Source organism: Actinomadura opuntiae, assembly GCF_030283205.1.
Lineage (GTDB): Bacteria > Actinomycetota > Actinomycetes > Streptosporangiales > Streptosporangiaceae > Spirillospora.
In genome coordinates, this window is the sequence record NZ_JASNWF010000030.1 from 78,817 (window position 1) to 94,301 (window position 15,485).

The following is a 15,485-nucleotide window of genomic DNA, read 5'->3' on the forward strand; positions in this document are numbered from 1 at the left end:
AACGCCAGGGCCCGAACATGACCGCAGCAGCCTCGCCCATCCCCAGTGGTGCCGCTGCGAGTCTCTACTGAGCCGACCGCGTCACCGGAGATTCTCTCCCGCGGTAGCTCTCCCGGGCGGGCCCCGGAACGCCGGGGCCCGCCCGGTCAGGTCACGATGAGCAATTCCCCTGGTGCGAGGACAGGTAGGAGTCGGAGGTGATGGGGCAGTTGAACTGCTGGTACCGCGAGTCGCCGGACAGGTACACCTTCAGCCACGGGACGACGTACCGGGCGATGTTCGCGTTGGCGGTGAGCACCGTTCCGTGGTTGCCGCCGGCGATGTCCAGCAGCTGCTTGGGCGTGGAGCTCGGGAGCCCGTTGTAGACGGTGGGGGACTCGCTGCTGAGGGTGTCGTTCTGCCCGGTGATGATCATGGTCGGGATGGCGACCTGGCTGAGCTGCGAGGACTGCACGGCGGGCTGGTTGACCGGGTCGAGCAGGATCGCGGCCTTGAGGGACGGCTTGTTGAACTCCTCCAGGAGCGACCCGCCGCCGCCGAAGGAGTGGCCCAGGACGCCGAGGGTGTTGGCGTTCACCCTGCTCTTGACGGTGCTGGTCTGGGTGAGGTAAGTCAGCGCCTTGTCGATCTGGGGCTGCCGCTGGGTCGGGTAGAGCATGGTGCTGGTGAAGTTGATCGTCATCGCCACGAATCCCTGCGATGCCAGCGTCTTGCCGTACCACGACAGGACGGACTGGGAGCTGGTGAGGCCGGGGGCCAGCACCACCCCCGGGTAGGGGCCGTCGGTGGTGGAGGTGGGGTAGTAGATGGTCGCCGCGCCGAACTGCCCGCTGTTCTGCACCGTCGCCGTGGAGGTCTGGTACGGGCCGGTCAGGGTCTTGACGTCGTTGAGCGTGGGGTCCGGCCCCGCTGCGGCCGTCGCGGGGGTGGTGGCGACGGTCGTCGACAGCAGGCCGGCGGCGGCGAGGGTGGCGGCCGCCAGTGCCCGCGAACGGACGGCGCGACCAGCGTGTCTCGTGCGGGGCTTCATCCACATTTTCATGCGGGGGTACCTCCTCGGGTAACGGCGGGTCGTTGGGTCCCGCTGCTGCCAGGGAGTGTCTGTCGGGCCGTTGATTTCCCGCTATCCGTATAACTACCTGTCTGCATACGTGCATTTCTTGCTTCCGATGGAGATCGTTCCGCTCTGAACGTCCATGACGCTGACGGGGTCGGCGCGACCGCGGTGAGCCTGCGCGCGGCGTCGACGAGCACCCTGGTGCACGACCAACGATGACGGGCGGGAGCGTGGTCGCGCGCTGACGCTCTGGAATTGCAGTGCTGCGGCCCGCTACTATCTGTGGCCCTGCGGCGCTTTCGACTGGTCGACCACCTCCTCCCACCCCCACCCAAGGAGGCGTCCCGTGTCCGAACCGTCTCCACCTCCCTCCGACGTCCCCGAAATGTCCCCCAGCATGGACGGCGAGGCCGCTGCTGGTCTTCCGGCCGAACTCACCAGTTTCATCGGGCGCCGGCGCGAGTATGTCGAGCTGAGGCGACTGCTCGGCGAAGCTCGCCTGATCACGTTGACCGGGCCCGCCGGGATCGGCAAGACCAGACTGGCGACACGGGTGGCGGCCCGGATCGGGCATGCCTTCGCTCAGCGCGTTGTCTTCGTCGACTTAGCGGGATTGCGTGATCCGAACCGGTTGCCCGATCAGGTCGCCAAGCGGCTGAACCTGCAGAACATGACCGGCAGGCCGATCTGCGATGTCGTGCTCGATTACCTGCAGGACCGTCAGGTTCTGCTCGTGCTGGACAACTGTGAGCACATGATGCCCGACTGCTCGGTGTTCGTCGGCTTGTTGCTTGCGCAGTGCCCCAAGACAAGAATCCTGGCCACCAGCCGGCAGTCGCTCGCGGTAGCGGGGGAGCGTGTCCTCCCGGTCGCGCCGCTACCGCTACCGGACGCGCGCGAGCATGCCGAGCAGCACGAGTTGGAACAGTACGACGGTATTCGGTTGTTCGTTGAGCGGGCGACGGCGGTCTGCCCGAGTTTTCAGATCACGCACGATAACAGTGCTCATGTCGCACGACTGTGTCGGCACCTGGAGGGCATCCCTCTGGCGCTGGAACTGGCCGCCGCACGGGTCCGCGTGTTGGCGCCCAATCAGATCACCGATCGACTCGCCAGTCGCCTGGAATTACTGACCAAAGGACCACGCTCTGCTCCAGAGCGCCATCAAACCTTGCGAGCGGCCATCCAGTGGAGCTATGACCTGTGCTCGACGGCAGAGCAGGTCATGTGGGCGCGGCTTTCAGTGTTCGTCGACGGGTTCGACCTAGAAGCCGCCGAATACGTGTGCGCTGGGCCGCACGTGCCCGACGGGGCCGTCATCGACCTGATCGACAGCCTGCTGGACAAGTCGATCATAGTCCGCACACAGCAGACCACGAGTGTCCGTCACCGCATGCTCGTAACCCTTCGCGAATATGGACGGGAACAACTGGAAAATTCTGGCGACCTCGCGAAAGTCACCCGCCGACACCGCGACTGGTTCGCGCGTCTTGCCTCCGCGGCGGACGAGCAGTGGGTCAGCCAGGCGCAGTCCAAGTGGACCGCCCGCCTGCACAACGATCTCGCTAACCTGCGAGCCGCATTGGAATGGTCGATCCACACACCCGGCGAGGCGGGCGCCGTGATGCGAATGATGCGTCACCTCAGCAGCTTTTGGGCCACACAGGGCCTAAACGCCGAGGGGCTGACCTGGCTGGGGCGAGCCTTGGCCGTCGCTCCACCTGATCATCTCGACCGCGCTTGGGCATTGGCTACCAGCGCGGAGTTCTCTTTCTGGATGACCAACCTTTCCGGAACCCTCATGCTGCTGGACCAAGCCGACGAGCTCAACGCGGGTCGAGACAAGTTACTGACCGGATACACCGTCGGGCTTCGCGGACTGGCACATCGTAACGATCCGCAAGCCTCTGCCGTGTTCACCGAGAAAGCCGTGGACATCTTCCGTGAGCAAGGACAAGTACGAGGCGAACTGCATCCGCTGTTCGGGTTAGCCGTAGCCCGGGCCTACCTGGACGACCTGGCCGGAGCGCGCGTCGCCCTGGAACGGATGACCGCGCTCACGAAGACCGCGGGAGACGTCATCTTCCGGAACATGGCCCGTTTCGCGACCGTGGCCGTCGAGGTCACCGCAGGCGACGCCGCTGTGGCGGCGCGAACCGCGCGCGAAGCCCTCGCAGCATCCGCGGCTACGGGATACCACAGTCTGGACGTGGCCTACTTCGTCGAAGCGCTCGCCTGGGTCGCCTCCCGACAGGGTGACCATAAGCGCGCCGCTATCCTCTTCGGCGCAGCCGCCGCTCGTTGGGAGCATCTCGGTATCTCGCCGGAACAGATGAGCGCCCGCGCACATCAGAACTTTCATGACGCAACCAGGTCGAACCTAGGAGCCGAACAATTCGCAGACGCCTTCGACGCCGGCCGTCGGTTGCTTTACGACGACACGATCAGTTTCGCGCTCGAGGAGCACGGAAGCGATACCTCACATTCTGGCCTAACCGCCCACGGGCCACTTTCTGAACGCCAATGGGAGATCGCTCGACTCATCGCCGACGGACTCATCAATCGCGAAATAGCCTCAAGACTGTTCATCTCTCCTCGCACTGTCGAGGGACACGTTCAAGTGATTCTCAAGAAACTCGGACTCAGTAAGCGAACGCAGATAGCCGCATGGGCAATAAAGTGCCAAAAATAGCTTAGGGTCGGCTTTCGGTGTTGATTGCAAAAGGCAACTGGCGAACAGCGCCTGGCGTTTCAGAGATGAGATGAACGCTTCGGCCAGAATGTTGCCGCCACTGGATCCAACATCGGCCGATGAGCGTCGCACCCGGGCCCCTGCGCATGCGGCGGCGACTCTACCGAAGGGCCCTGAGCTGATTCAACCAGCGACGCCCGGGCAACGTCGATGCGACGCCGATGAGGCACCTTGATCCTCGAAAGACCTCGACCTCTGCCTCCGGGAACGACTCTGTGCTTGCCGAAAAGTACGTCCGTGCAGGTGAGAGCCCTAATGTCCGGCGGGTGGCGTCGCAGGTTGGGAACCGTCGCGGGACATGCCACGACGCTGCCCTCGCCCCGGGAGAATGGGCGGTTGTGCTGTTGCGACTGGCCTACTTGACCGTGGCGAACGCGTTCGCGGTGCTGCGTCTGCTTCCGATGACCGACCGGGAGAAGGACGCCGAAATCTTGGTGCTGCGGCATCAGATCACGGTGCTGGAGCGCCAATTGGACGGGGCGAGGGTGCGGTTCACCGGTCCGGATCGAGCGCTGCTCGCGGCGCTGCTGCACCGGCTGCCTCGTGGCGTATTGCGGCAGACGCGGCTGCTCGTGCGGCCGGACACAGTACTGCGCTGGCACCGGGACCTGATTGCGGGTCGGCACGCTGCTCGCTCCAGCCCCAAGCGTCCGGGGCGACCACCGACCGTCCGCTCGATCCGGGCTCTCGTCCTTCGCCTGGTGCGGGAGAACCCGAGCTGGGGCTACCGACGGGTGCACGGCGAACTGCTGGTGCTCGGCGTTAAGGTGGCCGCCTCTACCATCTGGGAGATCCTCAAGGACGCAGGCGTCGATCCGGCGCCCGAGCGTTCCGCCACCACCTGGGCCGGGTTCCTGCGCTCGCAAGCGAAGGCGCTGCTGGCGTGTGACTTCCTGGAGACCGCGACCCTCACCGGTGCCCGCATGTACGTGCTGGCGGTCATCGAACATCGCACCCGCCGAGTCCGGATCTTGGGCGCTACCGCTCACCCGACCGCCTCGTGGGTGACGCAGGCGGCGCGGAACCTGGTCATGGACCTGGAGGACGCCGGCTGCCGGGCGCGGTTCGTAATCCGCGACCGCGATGGCAAGTTCCCCGAGGAGTTCGACGCCGTCCTGGCCGAAGCCGGTATCCGGGTGCTGCTCACTGGGGTGCGGATGCCGAGGATGAACGCGGTGATGGAGCGGTGGATGCAGACCTGCCGCCGTGAACTGCTCGACCGCACGTTGATCTGGAACCAGCGTCACCTGCTCCAGGCCCTCCGCGAGTTCGAGACCTTTTACAACGAGCATCGGCCTCATCAGGGCATCGCCAACGCCCGCCCGCTGAAGCCGCTGCCTTCAGCGATCACCGAACCGAACCAGATCGCTCACCTGAACATCCGAAGAAGGCAACGGCTGGGAGGGATTCTCAACGAGTATGAACATGCCGCTTGACCTGCGCGGACGAGATTTTCGGCAGGGACAGGGTCGAAGTGGTGGCCCGACGGACTGCGAAGGCTGGTTCTGAACGCGCGCTCAACCGAGTTTCGGGGTGGCGCGGTCGATGATGGGGGACAGGTCGAGGCCGGGTGGGAGGGTGCCGAAGGCGGTTCCCCAGTCGCCGGCGAGGCGGGTGGCGCAGAAGGCGTCGGCGACGGCCGGGTGTCCGTGCCGAACCAGCAGGGACGCCTGCAGGACCAGGGCCATGCGCTCGACGACGCGGCGGGCGCGGACCTGGAGGGTGGCGAAGTCCTGGAGGGAGTCCTTGACCTCGGTGATGGCAGTGTCCAGGCGCGGGTCGGCTCCGGCGGCCCGCCCGACCTCGGTGAAGAACGCCTCGACGGTCTGCGGCTCCTTGGCCATGGCGCGCAGCACGTCCAGCGACGCCACGTTGCCGGAGCCCTCCCAGATGGAGTTCAGGGGGGACTCGCGGAACAGGCGCGGCATGCCGGACTCCTCGACGTAGCCGTTGCCGCCCAGGCATTCGAGGGACTCGGCCGCGTGCGCCGGCCAGCGCTTGCAGACCCAGTACTTGCCGACCGCCAGGCCGAGGCGCTTGAACGCGGCCTCGGACGCGTCGCCGCGCACCGAGCGGTCGGTGGCGCCGGCGAGGCGCGTCATCAGGACGGTCGCCGCCTCCGACTCCACCGCGAGATCGGCCAGGACGTTGCGCATCAGCGGCTGGTCGATGAGGTACTCGCCGAACGCCTTGCGGTGCGCGGCGTGGTGAGCGGCCATGGTGACGCCCTGGCGCATTCCGGCGGCCGCGCCGATCACGCAGTCCAGCCGGGTCATGTTGACCATCTCGATGATGGTGCGGACGCCGCGTCCCTCGTCGCCGACCCGCCACGCCACGGCGTTCTCGTACTCGACCTCGGACGAGGCGTTGGACTTGTTGCCGAGCTTGTCCTTCAGCCGCATCAGCCGGAGCGGGTTGAGCGTGCCGTCGGGGAGGACGCGGGGGACGAGGAAGCAGGTCAGGCCGTCCGGCGCCTGGGCGAGGGTGAGGAACACGTCGCACATCGGGGCACTGGTGAACCACTTGTGGCCGACGAGGCGGTACGTCCCGTCCGGCTGCGGCGTCGCCTGCGTGGTGTTGGCGCGGACGTCGGAGCCGCCCTGCTTCTCGGTCATCGACATGCCGGCCAGCAGCGCGTTCTTGGTGAGCGGGGCGCGCAGCCCGAAGTCGTACTCGGGCTTGGCGAGCAGCGGCTCGTACTGCGCGGCCAGTTCGGGGGCCTGGCGCAGGGCGGGGACGGCGGCGTACGTCATCGAGATCGGGCAGCCGTGCCCGGCGTCCACGCGCCAGCTGTAGAACTTGGCGGCGCGCGCGACGTGCGCGCCCTCGCGGGGGTCGGCCCAGGGGGCGCCGTGCAGGCCGTGCGTGACCGCGACGGTCATCAGCTCGTGCCACGCCGGGTGGAACTCGACCTCGTCGATGCGGTGCCCGTAGCGGTCGTGGGTGCGCAGGACGGGCGGGTTCTCGTTGGCGAGGCGGCCCCATTCCTGGGCGCGCTCGGTGCCCGCCAGGCGGCCGAGCTCGTGCACCTCCGCCGCCGCCCAGCCGGCGCCCTCGCGCTCCAGCCCGTCCAGCAGGGCGGGATCGTCGGCCACGTCGTGCCCGGCGAGCGGGGGAACCTGGTTGAACACCTCGTGGGTCACGGCGCTGCTCCTGTGCTGCGGAGGACGGGTCGGGGGGACGCCCCGACGGCAGGATACAGAACCGGGTTCGGGTAGTTGAAAGATGGATCATGCCGTGCCGGGGGCGGACGGGTCATCCTCCTGAGGTGGTGGGACGATCTCGTCCGCGCGGCGGATTGTCCATGCGGCCCGGGGGCATAACTTCGAAACCATGAGTCAGTCCAGTCCGCAGCAGGGGCGGCCGTCGTGCCCGAGCCGCCCGCGGCCGCGGCGGCAGGACCTGCACCCCGCGCGGCCCGGCGCCGATCCGTCCGACCATCCCGCGGTTCCCGGCCCGGTCCGGGCCTCCGACGCCGAGCGCGAGGCCGTGGTCGAGCGATTGCGGGTCGCCTCGGTGGAGGGGCGGCTGACCTTCGAGGAGCTGACCGAGCGCACCGAGGCCGCCTACGCGGCCGTCAGCCGCACCGACCTCGAGCACATCACCGCCGACCTGCCCGGCATGGGCGCGCCCGGCGCCAACCCGGCGCCGCTGCAGGTCAAGCGGCGGTTCAGCGCCGTCATGGGGGACTGCAAGGAGCGCATCGTCGGCCGCATCGACGGCCCGCTGGAGGCGGTGTCGGTGATGGGCGACGTCGAGCTGGACCTGCGCGGCGCGCAGGTCCCCACCGGCGAGGTGCACATCGCGGCCACCGCCGTGATGGGCGACGTGAAGATCATCGTGCCGGACGGGGTGGCGGTCGAGCTGATGGGCCACGCCTTCCTCGGCGACCGCCGCGTCCAGACGCGCGAGTGCTGCCCGGGCGAGCGGATCCCCGTCGTGCGGGTCACCGCGAACGCCTTCATGGGCGACGTGAAGATCGTGGACGACGAGCACCACGCCCCGATCCGCGGGGCGGTCGCGTCCTGGTGGCGCGACCGCCGCTCCGGCTCCTGACGGCGGCGCCGGAGCCGGACCGTACGGGTCAGCGGGATTCGTCGTCGCGTTCCGCCTTGCGGACGCCCGCGTCGTCCGGGGGCAGCGCGTCGGGGTGACCGGTGCCGACGCCGGGCGTGCCGGTGCCGCTGACCTCATCCTCCTGGCGGGCGCCGCGCTCCGCGGGCTCCTCGCCCGGCACGCTCGCCGGGACGGAGGTGCCGGGGACGGTGCGGCCCCGCGCGTCCGACCCTTGGTTCACCGGTGCGAAGTCGCGGTCGTGCGTCGTCTCGGGCTCGTGTCCGGAATCCTCACGCTCATCCATGCGCGACCGCATACCCCGAGCCGGACCCGGCGAACGTGAGGAACCCGACGTCAGACCGCGGTGGCGGTGCGGCCCTCGGCGACGCGGTCGGCCAGCGCCTCGTCGTAGCGGCGGACGACCAGCTCGGCGACCTCCGGCGCCGCCCCCAGGACGGGGGAGACCGCGAAGGCGCCCGCGTCCAGCGACTCGGCGCGCACCTTGTCGGCGAAGTGGCCCGGCGCGAGGAAGTACGACGCCACCGCCACGCGGGGCGCGCCCGCGTCGCGCAGCGCCGCGACCGCCTCGGCGGGCGTCGGGCGGGACGCCGACGCGAACGCCGGGACGACGCCGCGCCAGCCGCGCGAGCGCCACTCGCGCGCCAGCCGCCAGATGGTGGCGTTGGCGGAGTCGTCCGACGACCCGGCCGCGACCAGCACCACGGCGGTGTCGGGGTCGCCCGGCTCCACGCCCGCCTCCGCCAGGCGGCGCTCCAGCGCGCCGGTCAGCAGCGGATGCGGGCCCAGCGTCGCGGCGGTCCGCAGCGCCAGCCGGGGCCGGCGCGCCCGCACCCGGTTCAGCACGCCCGGCAGGTCGGTCTTGCTGTGGTAGGCGGCCGTCAGCAGCAGCGGCAGCACGACCGCCGCTGCGGCGCCGTCCCCGGCCAGCGCGTCCAGCGCCCGGTCGGGGGAGGGCGGCGCGTGGTCGAGGAAGGAGGCCTGCACGGGCAGGCCGGGGCGCAGCGCCCGGACGGCCGCCAGCAACCCGGTGACGGTCGCGGCGGCACGGGGGTCCCTGCTCCCGTGCGCCACCGCGACCATCGGGACGGCGCTCACAGGTGGATGCCGCACTCGGTCTTGCCCATGCCCGCCCAGCGGCCGCTGCGCGGGTCCTCGCCGGGCGCGACCGGGCGGGTGCACGGCTCGCAGCCGATCGAGGGGTAGTCGTCGTAGTGCAGCGGGTTGATGATGACCCCGTTGTCCTCGATGTAGTTGTCCATGTCCTCCTGGGACCAGTCCAGGATCGGGTTCACCTTGACCATGCCGCGCTTGCGGTCCCACTCGACGACGCGGCGGTTGCGGCGGCTGGCGGTCTCGTCCCGGCGGATCCCGCTGAACCAGGCCATGTAGCCCTCCAGCGCCCGGCCGAGCGGCTCCACCTTGCGCAGGTGGCAGCACAGGTCGGGGTTGCGGCCGTGCAGGCGGGGGCCGAGCGCGGCCTCCTGCTCCTCGACGGTGCGCGACGGCGTCACGTTGATGACGTTCACCGGGTACACGGCCTCCACCGCGTCGCGGGTGCCGATCGTCTCGGCGAAGTGGTAGCCGGTGTCGACGAACAGCACGTCGATGCCCGGCTTCACCTTCGACACCAGGTGGATCAGGGCGGCGTCCGACATGGACGAGGTGAGGCAGATCCGGTCGCCGAACGTGGCGACGGCCCACCGGATGACCTCCAGGGTGGGCGCGCCCTCCAGCGCCTCGGCGGCCGATTCGACGATGTCCTCGAGGTCCAGGGTCGGTCTGTCGGTCTCCAGCAGCGTCACCGGGACTCCTTGGTCTGTTGGGCGGATCGGACACCGAGGAACTTCAGCTGGAAGGAGCGGACGCAGTCGTTGCAGAACCACGCCCCGTGCTCCTCGAGAGGTTCGAGATCTTCTTCACCGCAGTACGGGCAGTAGAACGGCGCGGCACGTTCGCTCATTCCGGCCTGCCCGCTACTTGAGGTCGGCCTCGTCGGCGCGCTGCGCCCACGCGGCGAACGTCTCGCCGTCGGCGCGCTGCTCGTCGAACCTGCGGACGACGCGCTCGACGTAGTCGGTCAGTCCGGCCGACGTGGTCTTCAGGCCGCGGACCTTCTTGCCGAACGAGGCGCCGAGCTGCCCGCCGATGTGGATCTGGAAGCCCTCGACCTGGTCGCCGTTCTCGTCCACGACCAGCTGGCCCTTCAGCCCGATGTCGGCGACCTGGATCCGGGCGCAGGCGTTCGGGCAGCCGTTGACGTTGATCGTCAGCGGCTGGTCGAAGTCGGGCAGCCGCTTCTCCAGCTCGTCCACCAGGTCCATCGCGCGCTGCTTGGTCTCGACGATCGCGAGCTTGCAGTACTCGATGCCGGTGCAGGCCATCGTCTGCCGCCGGAACGTGGACGGCCGGACCTGCAGGTCGTGCTCGGCCAGCGCCTCGGCGAGCGCCTCGGTGTTCTCCTCCGGGACGTCCAGGATGACCATCTTCTGCTCGATGGTCGTGCGGACGCGGCCCGAGCCGTACCGGTCGGCCAGCTCGCCGATGGTGCCGAGCAGCTCGCCGTTCACCCGGCCCACGCGCGGCGCGAACCCGACGTAGAACCGGCCGTCCTTCTGCGGGTGGATCCCGACGTGGTCGCGGCGGCCCAGCGGCGCGGCCGGCTCGGGGCCGTCCGGCAGCGCGTACCCGAGGTACTCCTTCTCCAGCACCTCGCGGAACTTCTCCGCGCCCCAGTCCTTCATCAGGAACTTCAGCCGGGCGCGGCTGCGCAGCCGCCGGTACCCGTAGTCGCGGAAGATCGAGGTGACGCCGTGCCAGACCTCGCTGGTCTGCTCCGGCTTCACGAACACCCCGAGGCTCTGGGCGAACATCGGGTTGGTGGACAGCCCGCCGCCGACGAACAGCTGGTAGCCGGTCTCGCCCGCCTCGTTCACCACGCCGACGAACGCGATGTCGTTGATCTCGTGGACGGTGCAGTGCGCGGTGCAGCCCGACAGCGCCGTCTTGTACTTGCGCGGCAGGTTGGAGAACTCCGGCGAGCCGATGTAGCGGTCGTGGATCACGCGCAGGTCGCGGGTCGCGTCGATGACCTCGTCGGCGGCGATCCCGGCCAGCGGGCAGCCGAGGATGGTGCGCGGCACGTCCCCGCACGCCTCCATCGTGTGCAGCCCGACCGCCTCCAGCGCCTCCCAGATCGCCGGGACGTCCTCGATCCGCACCCAGTGCAGCTGGACGTTCTGCCGGTCGGTGAGGTCGGCGGTGCCGCGGGCGTACCGGGTGGAGATGTCGGCGATGGTGCGCAGCTGCGGGCCGCTGAGCTGGCCGCCGTCGATGCGCACCCGCATCATGAAGTACTTGTCCTCGAGCTCCTCGTCCTCGAGGGCCCCGGTCTTGCCGCCGTCGATGCCCGGCTTGCGCTGGGTGTACAGGCCCATCCAGCGGAACCGGCCGCGCAGGTCGGCCGGGTCGATGGAGTCGAAACCGGTCTTGGAGTAGACGTCGATGATCCGGCGGCGGACGTTCAGCCCGTCGTCGTTCTTCTTGTTCTCCTCGTTCTTGTTGAGCGGTTCCCGGTAGCCGAGGGCCCACTGGCCCTCGCCCTTCTTGCGCTTGATCGCGGGTGGCACGGCGCGCGTCCTCATCTGTGGTCGTGAGGGACGCGTAGCGCAGCGGCGCTCTGAGGCAGCCGGCTCGACGCTGAGCAGGATGAAGTCAAAGGTGACGCCGGTGCACCACGCGCCCGGCTGAGCGAAGGGGCGTGGTCTGGGGCGTCAGCGACAGATCGCGCTGCGGACGCGGAGGAAGTCGACGTGCCGGCGCTTGGCCAGCAGCGGGTCCGCAGCAGTCATGCTCAAACTCTGACACGGCATCTCGCGGGCTGTCCAGTGACGTCCGGAATGTGGGCGAGTGAGAAGTGTCATCCCTGCCGCCTCCAGTTCACCGGAGGCTCCGCGCCCGGCGTCGCGCCCCGCCCGTCCGGCGAACGGGTCCCGGGGGCGGGCCCGGACGTCGTCGACGGCGTCGCGGGCGCGGCCTTGTGCTGGCAGTCGCACCACGACCCGCCACGGCACTCCTCGTGGTGGCGTTCGCGGCAGGACCGGCATATCACCCCTCTATTGTCACCGATCCGCATCGATGCTCGCGCACCGGCATAACGATCAGGGGCCGGACTGCGGCCGGCGCCGTCGAACCGGGTAGGAGCGGGGGATCGGAAGGCGGCGGCCCGGAGCCCGCGCCCGCGGGCGGCCGGACCCTTGAGCGGGCGGAGGAGGGGATCGGCGCGCGACGCGCGGAGCGGATCACGGAAATGGGCGATGCGGAATCTTCCGGGCGGTCCACACCCTACGGTGGGGCGCTGTGACCACCGTCTCGGACGCGGCCGGCGATTCCCCGGCCAGGGACCACGGCGGCGCGGACGGCGCCGGCGGCCGCGACCGCGCGCCCTCCGCCGGCGCGCCCCCGGTGCCCGCCCCCGCGAAGCCCGCGCCCTCCGAACAGGCGGCCCCGGAGGGGGCGTCCGGGGAGCGCGCGTCCTCCGGCCGCGCCGCCGCGAACCATGCGGCTCCCGATCTTGGGCATACCGGTCCCGTGCGTTCTGACCACGCCCCGCGCCTCGTCGCGGGCTCGGCCGCGCGCGTCCGTTCCGCGGGCGCGCGGGTCCGCGCGGCCGCCCGCCGCGCCGGCACGGCGTTCTGGGGCGCGCTGGGCGTCCTCGCGCGGTCCGGCGGCCCGGTCGGCTGGCGGCTGGTCAAGGGGACGGCGGTCGGGGCGTTCCGCTACCGGGTGACCGGGCTCGCCGCCGAGATCGCGTTCTTCGCGCTGCTGTCGCTGCCGCCGCTGGCGCTCGGGCTGATCGGCACCATGGGCCACTTCCAGGGCGTGATCGGCCCGGAGACGGTCGCCGACATCCGCACCAGGGTCGTCGAGCACGCCCACACGGTGCTGACCGACAACGCGGTGAAGACCGTGGTGGTCCCGCTGCTCGACGACGTGATCCGCGGCGGCAGCCCGGACATCGTGTCGATCAGCTTCGTGCTGTCGCTGTGGGCGGGGTCGCGGGCGGTCAACGTCTGCATCGACACGATCACGATCGCCTACGGGCTGTCGGGCATCCGCGGGGTGATCCGCACCCGGACGCGCGCGTTCATCCTCTACGTCCTCGGGCTGGTCGCCGGGCTGGTGGTGGTGCCGCTGCTGGTCGCCGGGCCGACCCTGGCGCGGCAGGCGCTGCCGGAGAGCGCCACGATCGTCCAGGTCCTGTACTGGCCGGTCCTGGTGGGCCTGTCGGTCCTGTCGCTGGCGCTGCTCTACCACATGAGCGTGCCGGTGCGGACGGCCTGGTGGCGCGAGGTCCCCGGCGCGGTGCTGGCGCTGCTGATCTGGGTGATCGGCAGCCTGGTCCTGCGGATCTACCTGAGCGGGTCGCTGAGCGGGGTGTCGGTGTACGGCTCGCTGGCCGCCGCGATCGCGGTGCTCGCCTGGCTGTACGTGGCGGCGCTCGCGGTGCTGATCGGCGCGACGCTGAACGCCGAGATCGACCGGCTGTGGCCGAGCGCCGGGACCGCGCGGGCGCGCGCCGTCCAGGAGGCGCGGGCCCGGCAGGAGGAGGAGGGGGACGACGGGCGGGACGGGCCCGGGGCGACCGCCGCCGAGCCCGGGGACGAAAGGTAAAAACTGCCCCGTTCACGGCTTTGAAAAGGCCAAACATGTCGTAGCCTCGCTTGCCATGACCCCCCGAGAGGACACCGGCCGGCTCCGGACCGTGACCGGCACGATCGCGACGTCCGAGATCACCGGCCCGGTGCTCTCCCACGAGCACCTGCAGCTGGACCTGCGCTGGCCCGCCCGCCCCCAGCAGGTCGACTCGGACCCGGCGCGCTGGCTGGACGAGGAGAAGGGCGTCCAGCGGGAGCTGAACGAGCTGCGCAAGGAGCACGGCCTCGGCCTCGTCGTCGACCTGACCTGCTCGGGGATGGGGCGCAACGCCGCCGCGCTGGCCCGCATCAGCGCCGGCGCGCGGGTCGCCGTGGTCGCCGGGACCGGCGTGTTCACCGAGCCGTTCCACCCCGCGTTCGTCCGCGAGGCCCTCGCCGACGCCGGGCCGGAGGGCCGGTCCGGCGTCGACCGGCTGGCCGAGCGGCTGCTCGCCGAGATCGGCTTCGGCCTGGACGGCACCAACGCGCTGCCCGGCGTGATCGGCGAGATCGGCACCTGGGGCGAGGCGCCCACCGAGGCCGAGGAGCTGTGCCTGCGGGCCGCCGCCCGCGCCGCCCGCTACTCGGGCCTGTCGGTGGCGACCTACGGCCGCGCCGGCGTGGCCCAGCTGGAGATCCTCACCGCCGCCGGGCTCGCCCCGGACCGGATCGCGGTCGGCCAGCAGGACCGGGTGGACGACCCCGGCCAGCACCGCAAGATCGCCGAGACCGGCGGGTACGTGTCGTTCGGCACGCTCGGCCTGGCCGGCGAGGACCACGCGGCGATCGGCGCCCGGGTGCGCGCCGTCATGGACCTGCTGGAGGCCGGGCACGCCGAGCGGGTGCTGCTGAGCACCGGCGTCTCGCGGATGGAGCAGGTCGTCCGGTACGGCGGCGCCGGCTACGGCTACCTGTTCGACACCTTCCTGCCCGCCCTGCGGGCCGCCGGTGCCGACGAGGCGGCCGTCGACACGATCCTGCGGGCCAACCCGCTGCGCTGGCTCACCGGCGGCTGAATCGCGGCGCGCCCGGCGGGTAGGGCCCCGTCAGGAGTTCTTCCGCGACCCCGGGAGGGGGTGCGCCGAATGACGTGGAACAGGACGGCGAAGCAGCCGGCGGCGCCGGACGAGGCCGTCCCGCTGCCCTACGCCGACCGCGCGGAGGCGGGCCGGGTGCTCGCGGCGCGGCTCGCCCCGATGGGCCTGGACGGCGCCGTGGTGCTCGCGCTGCCGCGGGGCGGCGTCCCGGTCGGCTACGAGATCGCGCGGCGCCTGGCGTCCCCGCTGGACGTGCTGGTGACCCGCAAGATCGGCTTCCCGCCGCAGCCGGAGCTCGGCGTGGGCGCGATCGCCGAGGGCGGCGGGCCGGTGTTCGACCGCGGCCTGCTGGAGCGGCTCGGGCTGACCGAGGAGGACATGGCCGCGACCGTGCGCGCCGAGCGCGCCGAGCTGGACCGGCGGGTGGCGGCCTACCGCGGCGGCCGGAGCCTGCCGGACGTCGCGGGCCGCGCGGTGGTGGTCGTCGACGACGGCCTGGCCACCGGAGGCACCGCGCGCGCCGCCGTGCGGGCGACGCGCGGGCGCGGGCCGTCCCGGCTGGTGCTGGCGGTGCCGGTCGGCGCCGAGGAGACCGTGCGGTCGCTGGCGCGCGAGGTGGACGACCTGGTGGTGCCCGCGGCGCCCTGGGACTTCCGCGCGGTGGGCCAGTGGTACCGCGACTTCGATCAGCTCACCGACCGCGACGTGATCGGCTGGCTGGAGCGGGCCGGGAATGGGCGCGGCCAATTTCGGTGAATAAGCCACGCGGCTGCGTCCGGTGCGGTAAAGGCCGCCGGGAAATCGGATGCGCCGCGACACAGATGTGATGCAGATGTGACGAACGCCCCGGGCCCGGCCGTCGGAGGCCG

General features: G+C 70.8%; 13 protein-coding genes. 6 read left to right on the plus strand and 7 right to left on the minus strand.

The window, feature by feature from the left end; genetic code table 11:
- Window positions 1–151 precede the first annotated feature (151 nt).
- Window positions 152–1,042 carry an alpha/beta hydrolase family protein gene (locus QP089_RS43265; protein ID WP_285920369.1) on the minus strand — a complete coding sequence of 297 codons (891 nt, stop codon included), beginning with the start codon at window positions 1,040–1,042 and terminating at the stop codon, window positions 152–154.
- Between the two features lie 412 nt (window positions 1,043–1,454).
- Between QP089_RS43265 and QP089_RS43270 the strand changes: the two genes are divergently transcribed.
- The gene (locus QP089_RS43270; protein ID WP_285920370.1) at window positions 1,455–3,749 is read left to right on the plus strand and encodes an ATP-binding protein; all 2,295 of its coding nucleotides are present in this window, start codon (window positions 1,455–1,457) and stop codon (window positions 3,747–3,749) included.
- Between the two features lie 398 nt (window positions 3,750–4,147).
- Window positions 4,148–5,245, plus strand: coding sequence for an integrase core domain-containing protein (locus tag QP089_RS43275; protein ID WP_285920371.1), 1,098 nt, complete (start codon window positions 4,148–4,150; stop codon window positions 5,243–5,245).
- A gap of 81 nt (window positions 5,246–5,326) precedes the next feature.
- On the opposite strand, the gene QP089_RS43280 is transcribed toward QP089_RS43275, so the two are convergent.
- Window positions 5,327–6,952 (minus strand): acyl-CoA dehydrogenase family protein, encoded by a 1,626-nt coding sequence (locus tag QP089_RS43280; protein WP_285920372.1) that lies wholly within the window; start codon window positions 6,950–6,952, stop codon window positions 5,327–5,329.
- Window positions 6,953–7,142: 190 nt separating this feature from the next.
- Here QP089_RS43280 and QP089_RS43285 point away from each other — a divergent pair, with 190 nt between their 5' ends.
- Window positions 7,143–7,865: a DUF1707 SHOCT-like domain-containing protein gene (locus QP089_RS43285; RefSeq protein ID WP_285920373.1), complete on the plus strand. Its 723-nt coding sequence runs from the start codon at window positions 7,143–7,145 to the stop codon at window positions 7,863–7,865.
- Window positions 7,866–7,893: 28 nt separating this feature from the next.
- Here QP089_RS43285 and QP089_RS43290 read toward each other — a convergent pair whose 3' ends face one another.
- Genes QP089_RS43290 through QP089_RS43310 form a run of 5 tightly spaced genes read right to left on the minus strand, consistent with a single transcriptional unit; the run spans window position 7,894 to window position 11,527 of the window.
- Entirely contained in the window at window positions 7,894–8,169 is a 276-nt protein-coding gene (locus tag QP089_RS43290) for a hypothetical protein (protein WP_285920374.1), read from the minus strand.
- 50 nt (window positions 8,170–8,219) lie between these two features.
- Window positions 8,220–8,966 carry a sirohydrochlorin chelatase gene (locus QP089_RS43295; RefSeq protein WP_285920395.1) on the minus strand — a complete coding sequence of 249 codons (747 nt, stop codon included), beginning with the start codon at window positions 8,964–8,966 and terminating at the stop codon, window positions 8,220–8,222.
- Between the two features lie 11 nt (window positions 8,967–8,977).
- On the minus strand, window positions 8,978–9,688 hold the full coding sequence (locus QP089_RS43300) for a phosphoadenylyl-sulfate reductase (RefSeq protein ID WP_285920375.1): 711 nt from the start codon (window positions 9,686–9,688) through the stop codon (window positions 8,978–8,980).
- Window positions 9,685–9,846, minus strand: a complete 162-nt coding sequence (locus tag QP089_RS43305; RefSeq protein ID WP_285920376.1) for an Insertion element protein — start codon at window positions 9,844–9,846, stop codon at window positions 9,685–9,687. Before QP089_RS43305 ends, QP089_RS43300 begins: the two co-directional genes overlap by 4 nt.
- A 13-nt stretch (window positions 9,847–9,859) precedes the next feature.
- Window positions 9,860–11,527, minus strand: coding sequence for a nitrite/sulfite reductase (locus tag QP089_RS43310; RefSeq protein WP_446474137.1), 1,668 nt, complete (start codon window positions 11,525–11,527; stop codon window positions 9,860–9,862).
- A gap of 715 nt (window positions 11,528–12,242) precedes the next feature.
- On the opposite strand from QP089_RS43310, the gene QP089_RS43315 reads away from it, so the two are divergent.
- The 3 genes from QP089_RS43315 to QP089_RS43325 all read left to right on the plus strand — a co-directional run bounded on the left by QP089_RS43315 (window position 12,243) and on the right by QP089_RS43325 (window position 15,372).
- Complete coding sequence (locus QP089_RS43315) at window positions 12,243–13,556, plus strand: YihY/virulence factor BrkB family protein (RefSeq protein WP_285920378.1); 1,314 nt, start codon at window positions 12,243–12,245, stop codon at window positions 13,554–13,556.
- A gap of 55 nt (window positions 13,557–13,611) precedes the next feature.
- Window positions 13,612–14,595 carry a phosphotriesterase family protein gene (locus QP089_RS43320; protein ID WP_285920379.1) on the plus strand — a complete coding sequence of 328 codons (984 nt, stop codon included), beginning with the start codon at window positions 13,612–13,614 and terminating at the stop codon, window positions 14,593–14,595.
- A 69-nt stretch (window positions 14,596–14,664) separates the two neighbouring features.
- Complete coding sequence (locus QP089_RS43325; protein ID WP_285920380.1) at window positions 14,665–15,372, plus strand: phosphoribosyltransferase; 708 nt, start codon at window positions 14,665–14,667, stop codon at window positions 15,370–15,372.
- The last annotated feature ends 113 nt before the right edge of the window (window positions 15,373–15,485 follow it).

Bases quoted from the DNA above. Each gene is read 5' to 3' on its own strand.
- QP089_RS43285 (WP_285920373.1), top strand. From the start codon at position 7,143: ATGAGTCAGTCCAGTCCGCAGCAGGGGCGGCCGTCGTGCCCGAGCCGC.
- QP089_RS43305 (WP_285920376.1), bottom strand. From the start codon at position 9,846: ATGAGCGAACGTGCCGCGCCGTTCTACTGCCCGTACTGCGGTGAAGAA.
- QP089_RS43265 (WP_285920369.1), bottom strand. From the start codon at position 1,042: ATGAAAATGTGGATGAAGCCCCGCACGAGACACGCTGGTCGCGCCGTC.
- QP089_RS43295 (WP_285920395.1), bottom strand. From the start codon at position 8,966: ATGGTCGCGGTGGCGCACGGGAGCAGGGACCCCCGTGCCGCCGCGACC.
- QP089_RS43325 (WP_285920380.1), top strand. From the start codon at position 14,665: ATGACGTGGAACAGGACGGCGAAGCAGCCGGCGGCGCCGGACGAGGCC.
- QP089_RS43270 (WP_285920370.1), top strand. From the start codon at position 1,455: ATGGACGGCGAGGCCGCTGCTGGTCTTCCGGCCGAACTCACCAGTTTC.
- QP089_RS43290 (WP_285920374.1), bottom strand. From the start codon at position 8,169: ATGGATGAGCGTGAGGATTCCGGACACGAGCCCGAGACGACGCACGAC.
- QP089_RS43310 (WP_446474137.1), bottom strand. From the start codon at position 11,527: ATGAGGACGCGCGCCGTGCCACCCGCGATCAAGCGCAAGAAGGGCGAG.
- QP089_RS43320 (WP_285920379.1), top strand. From the start codon at position 13,612: ATGACCCCCCGAGAGGACACCGGCCGGCTCCGGACCGTGACCGGCACG.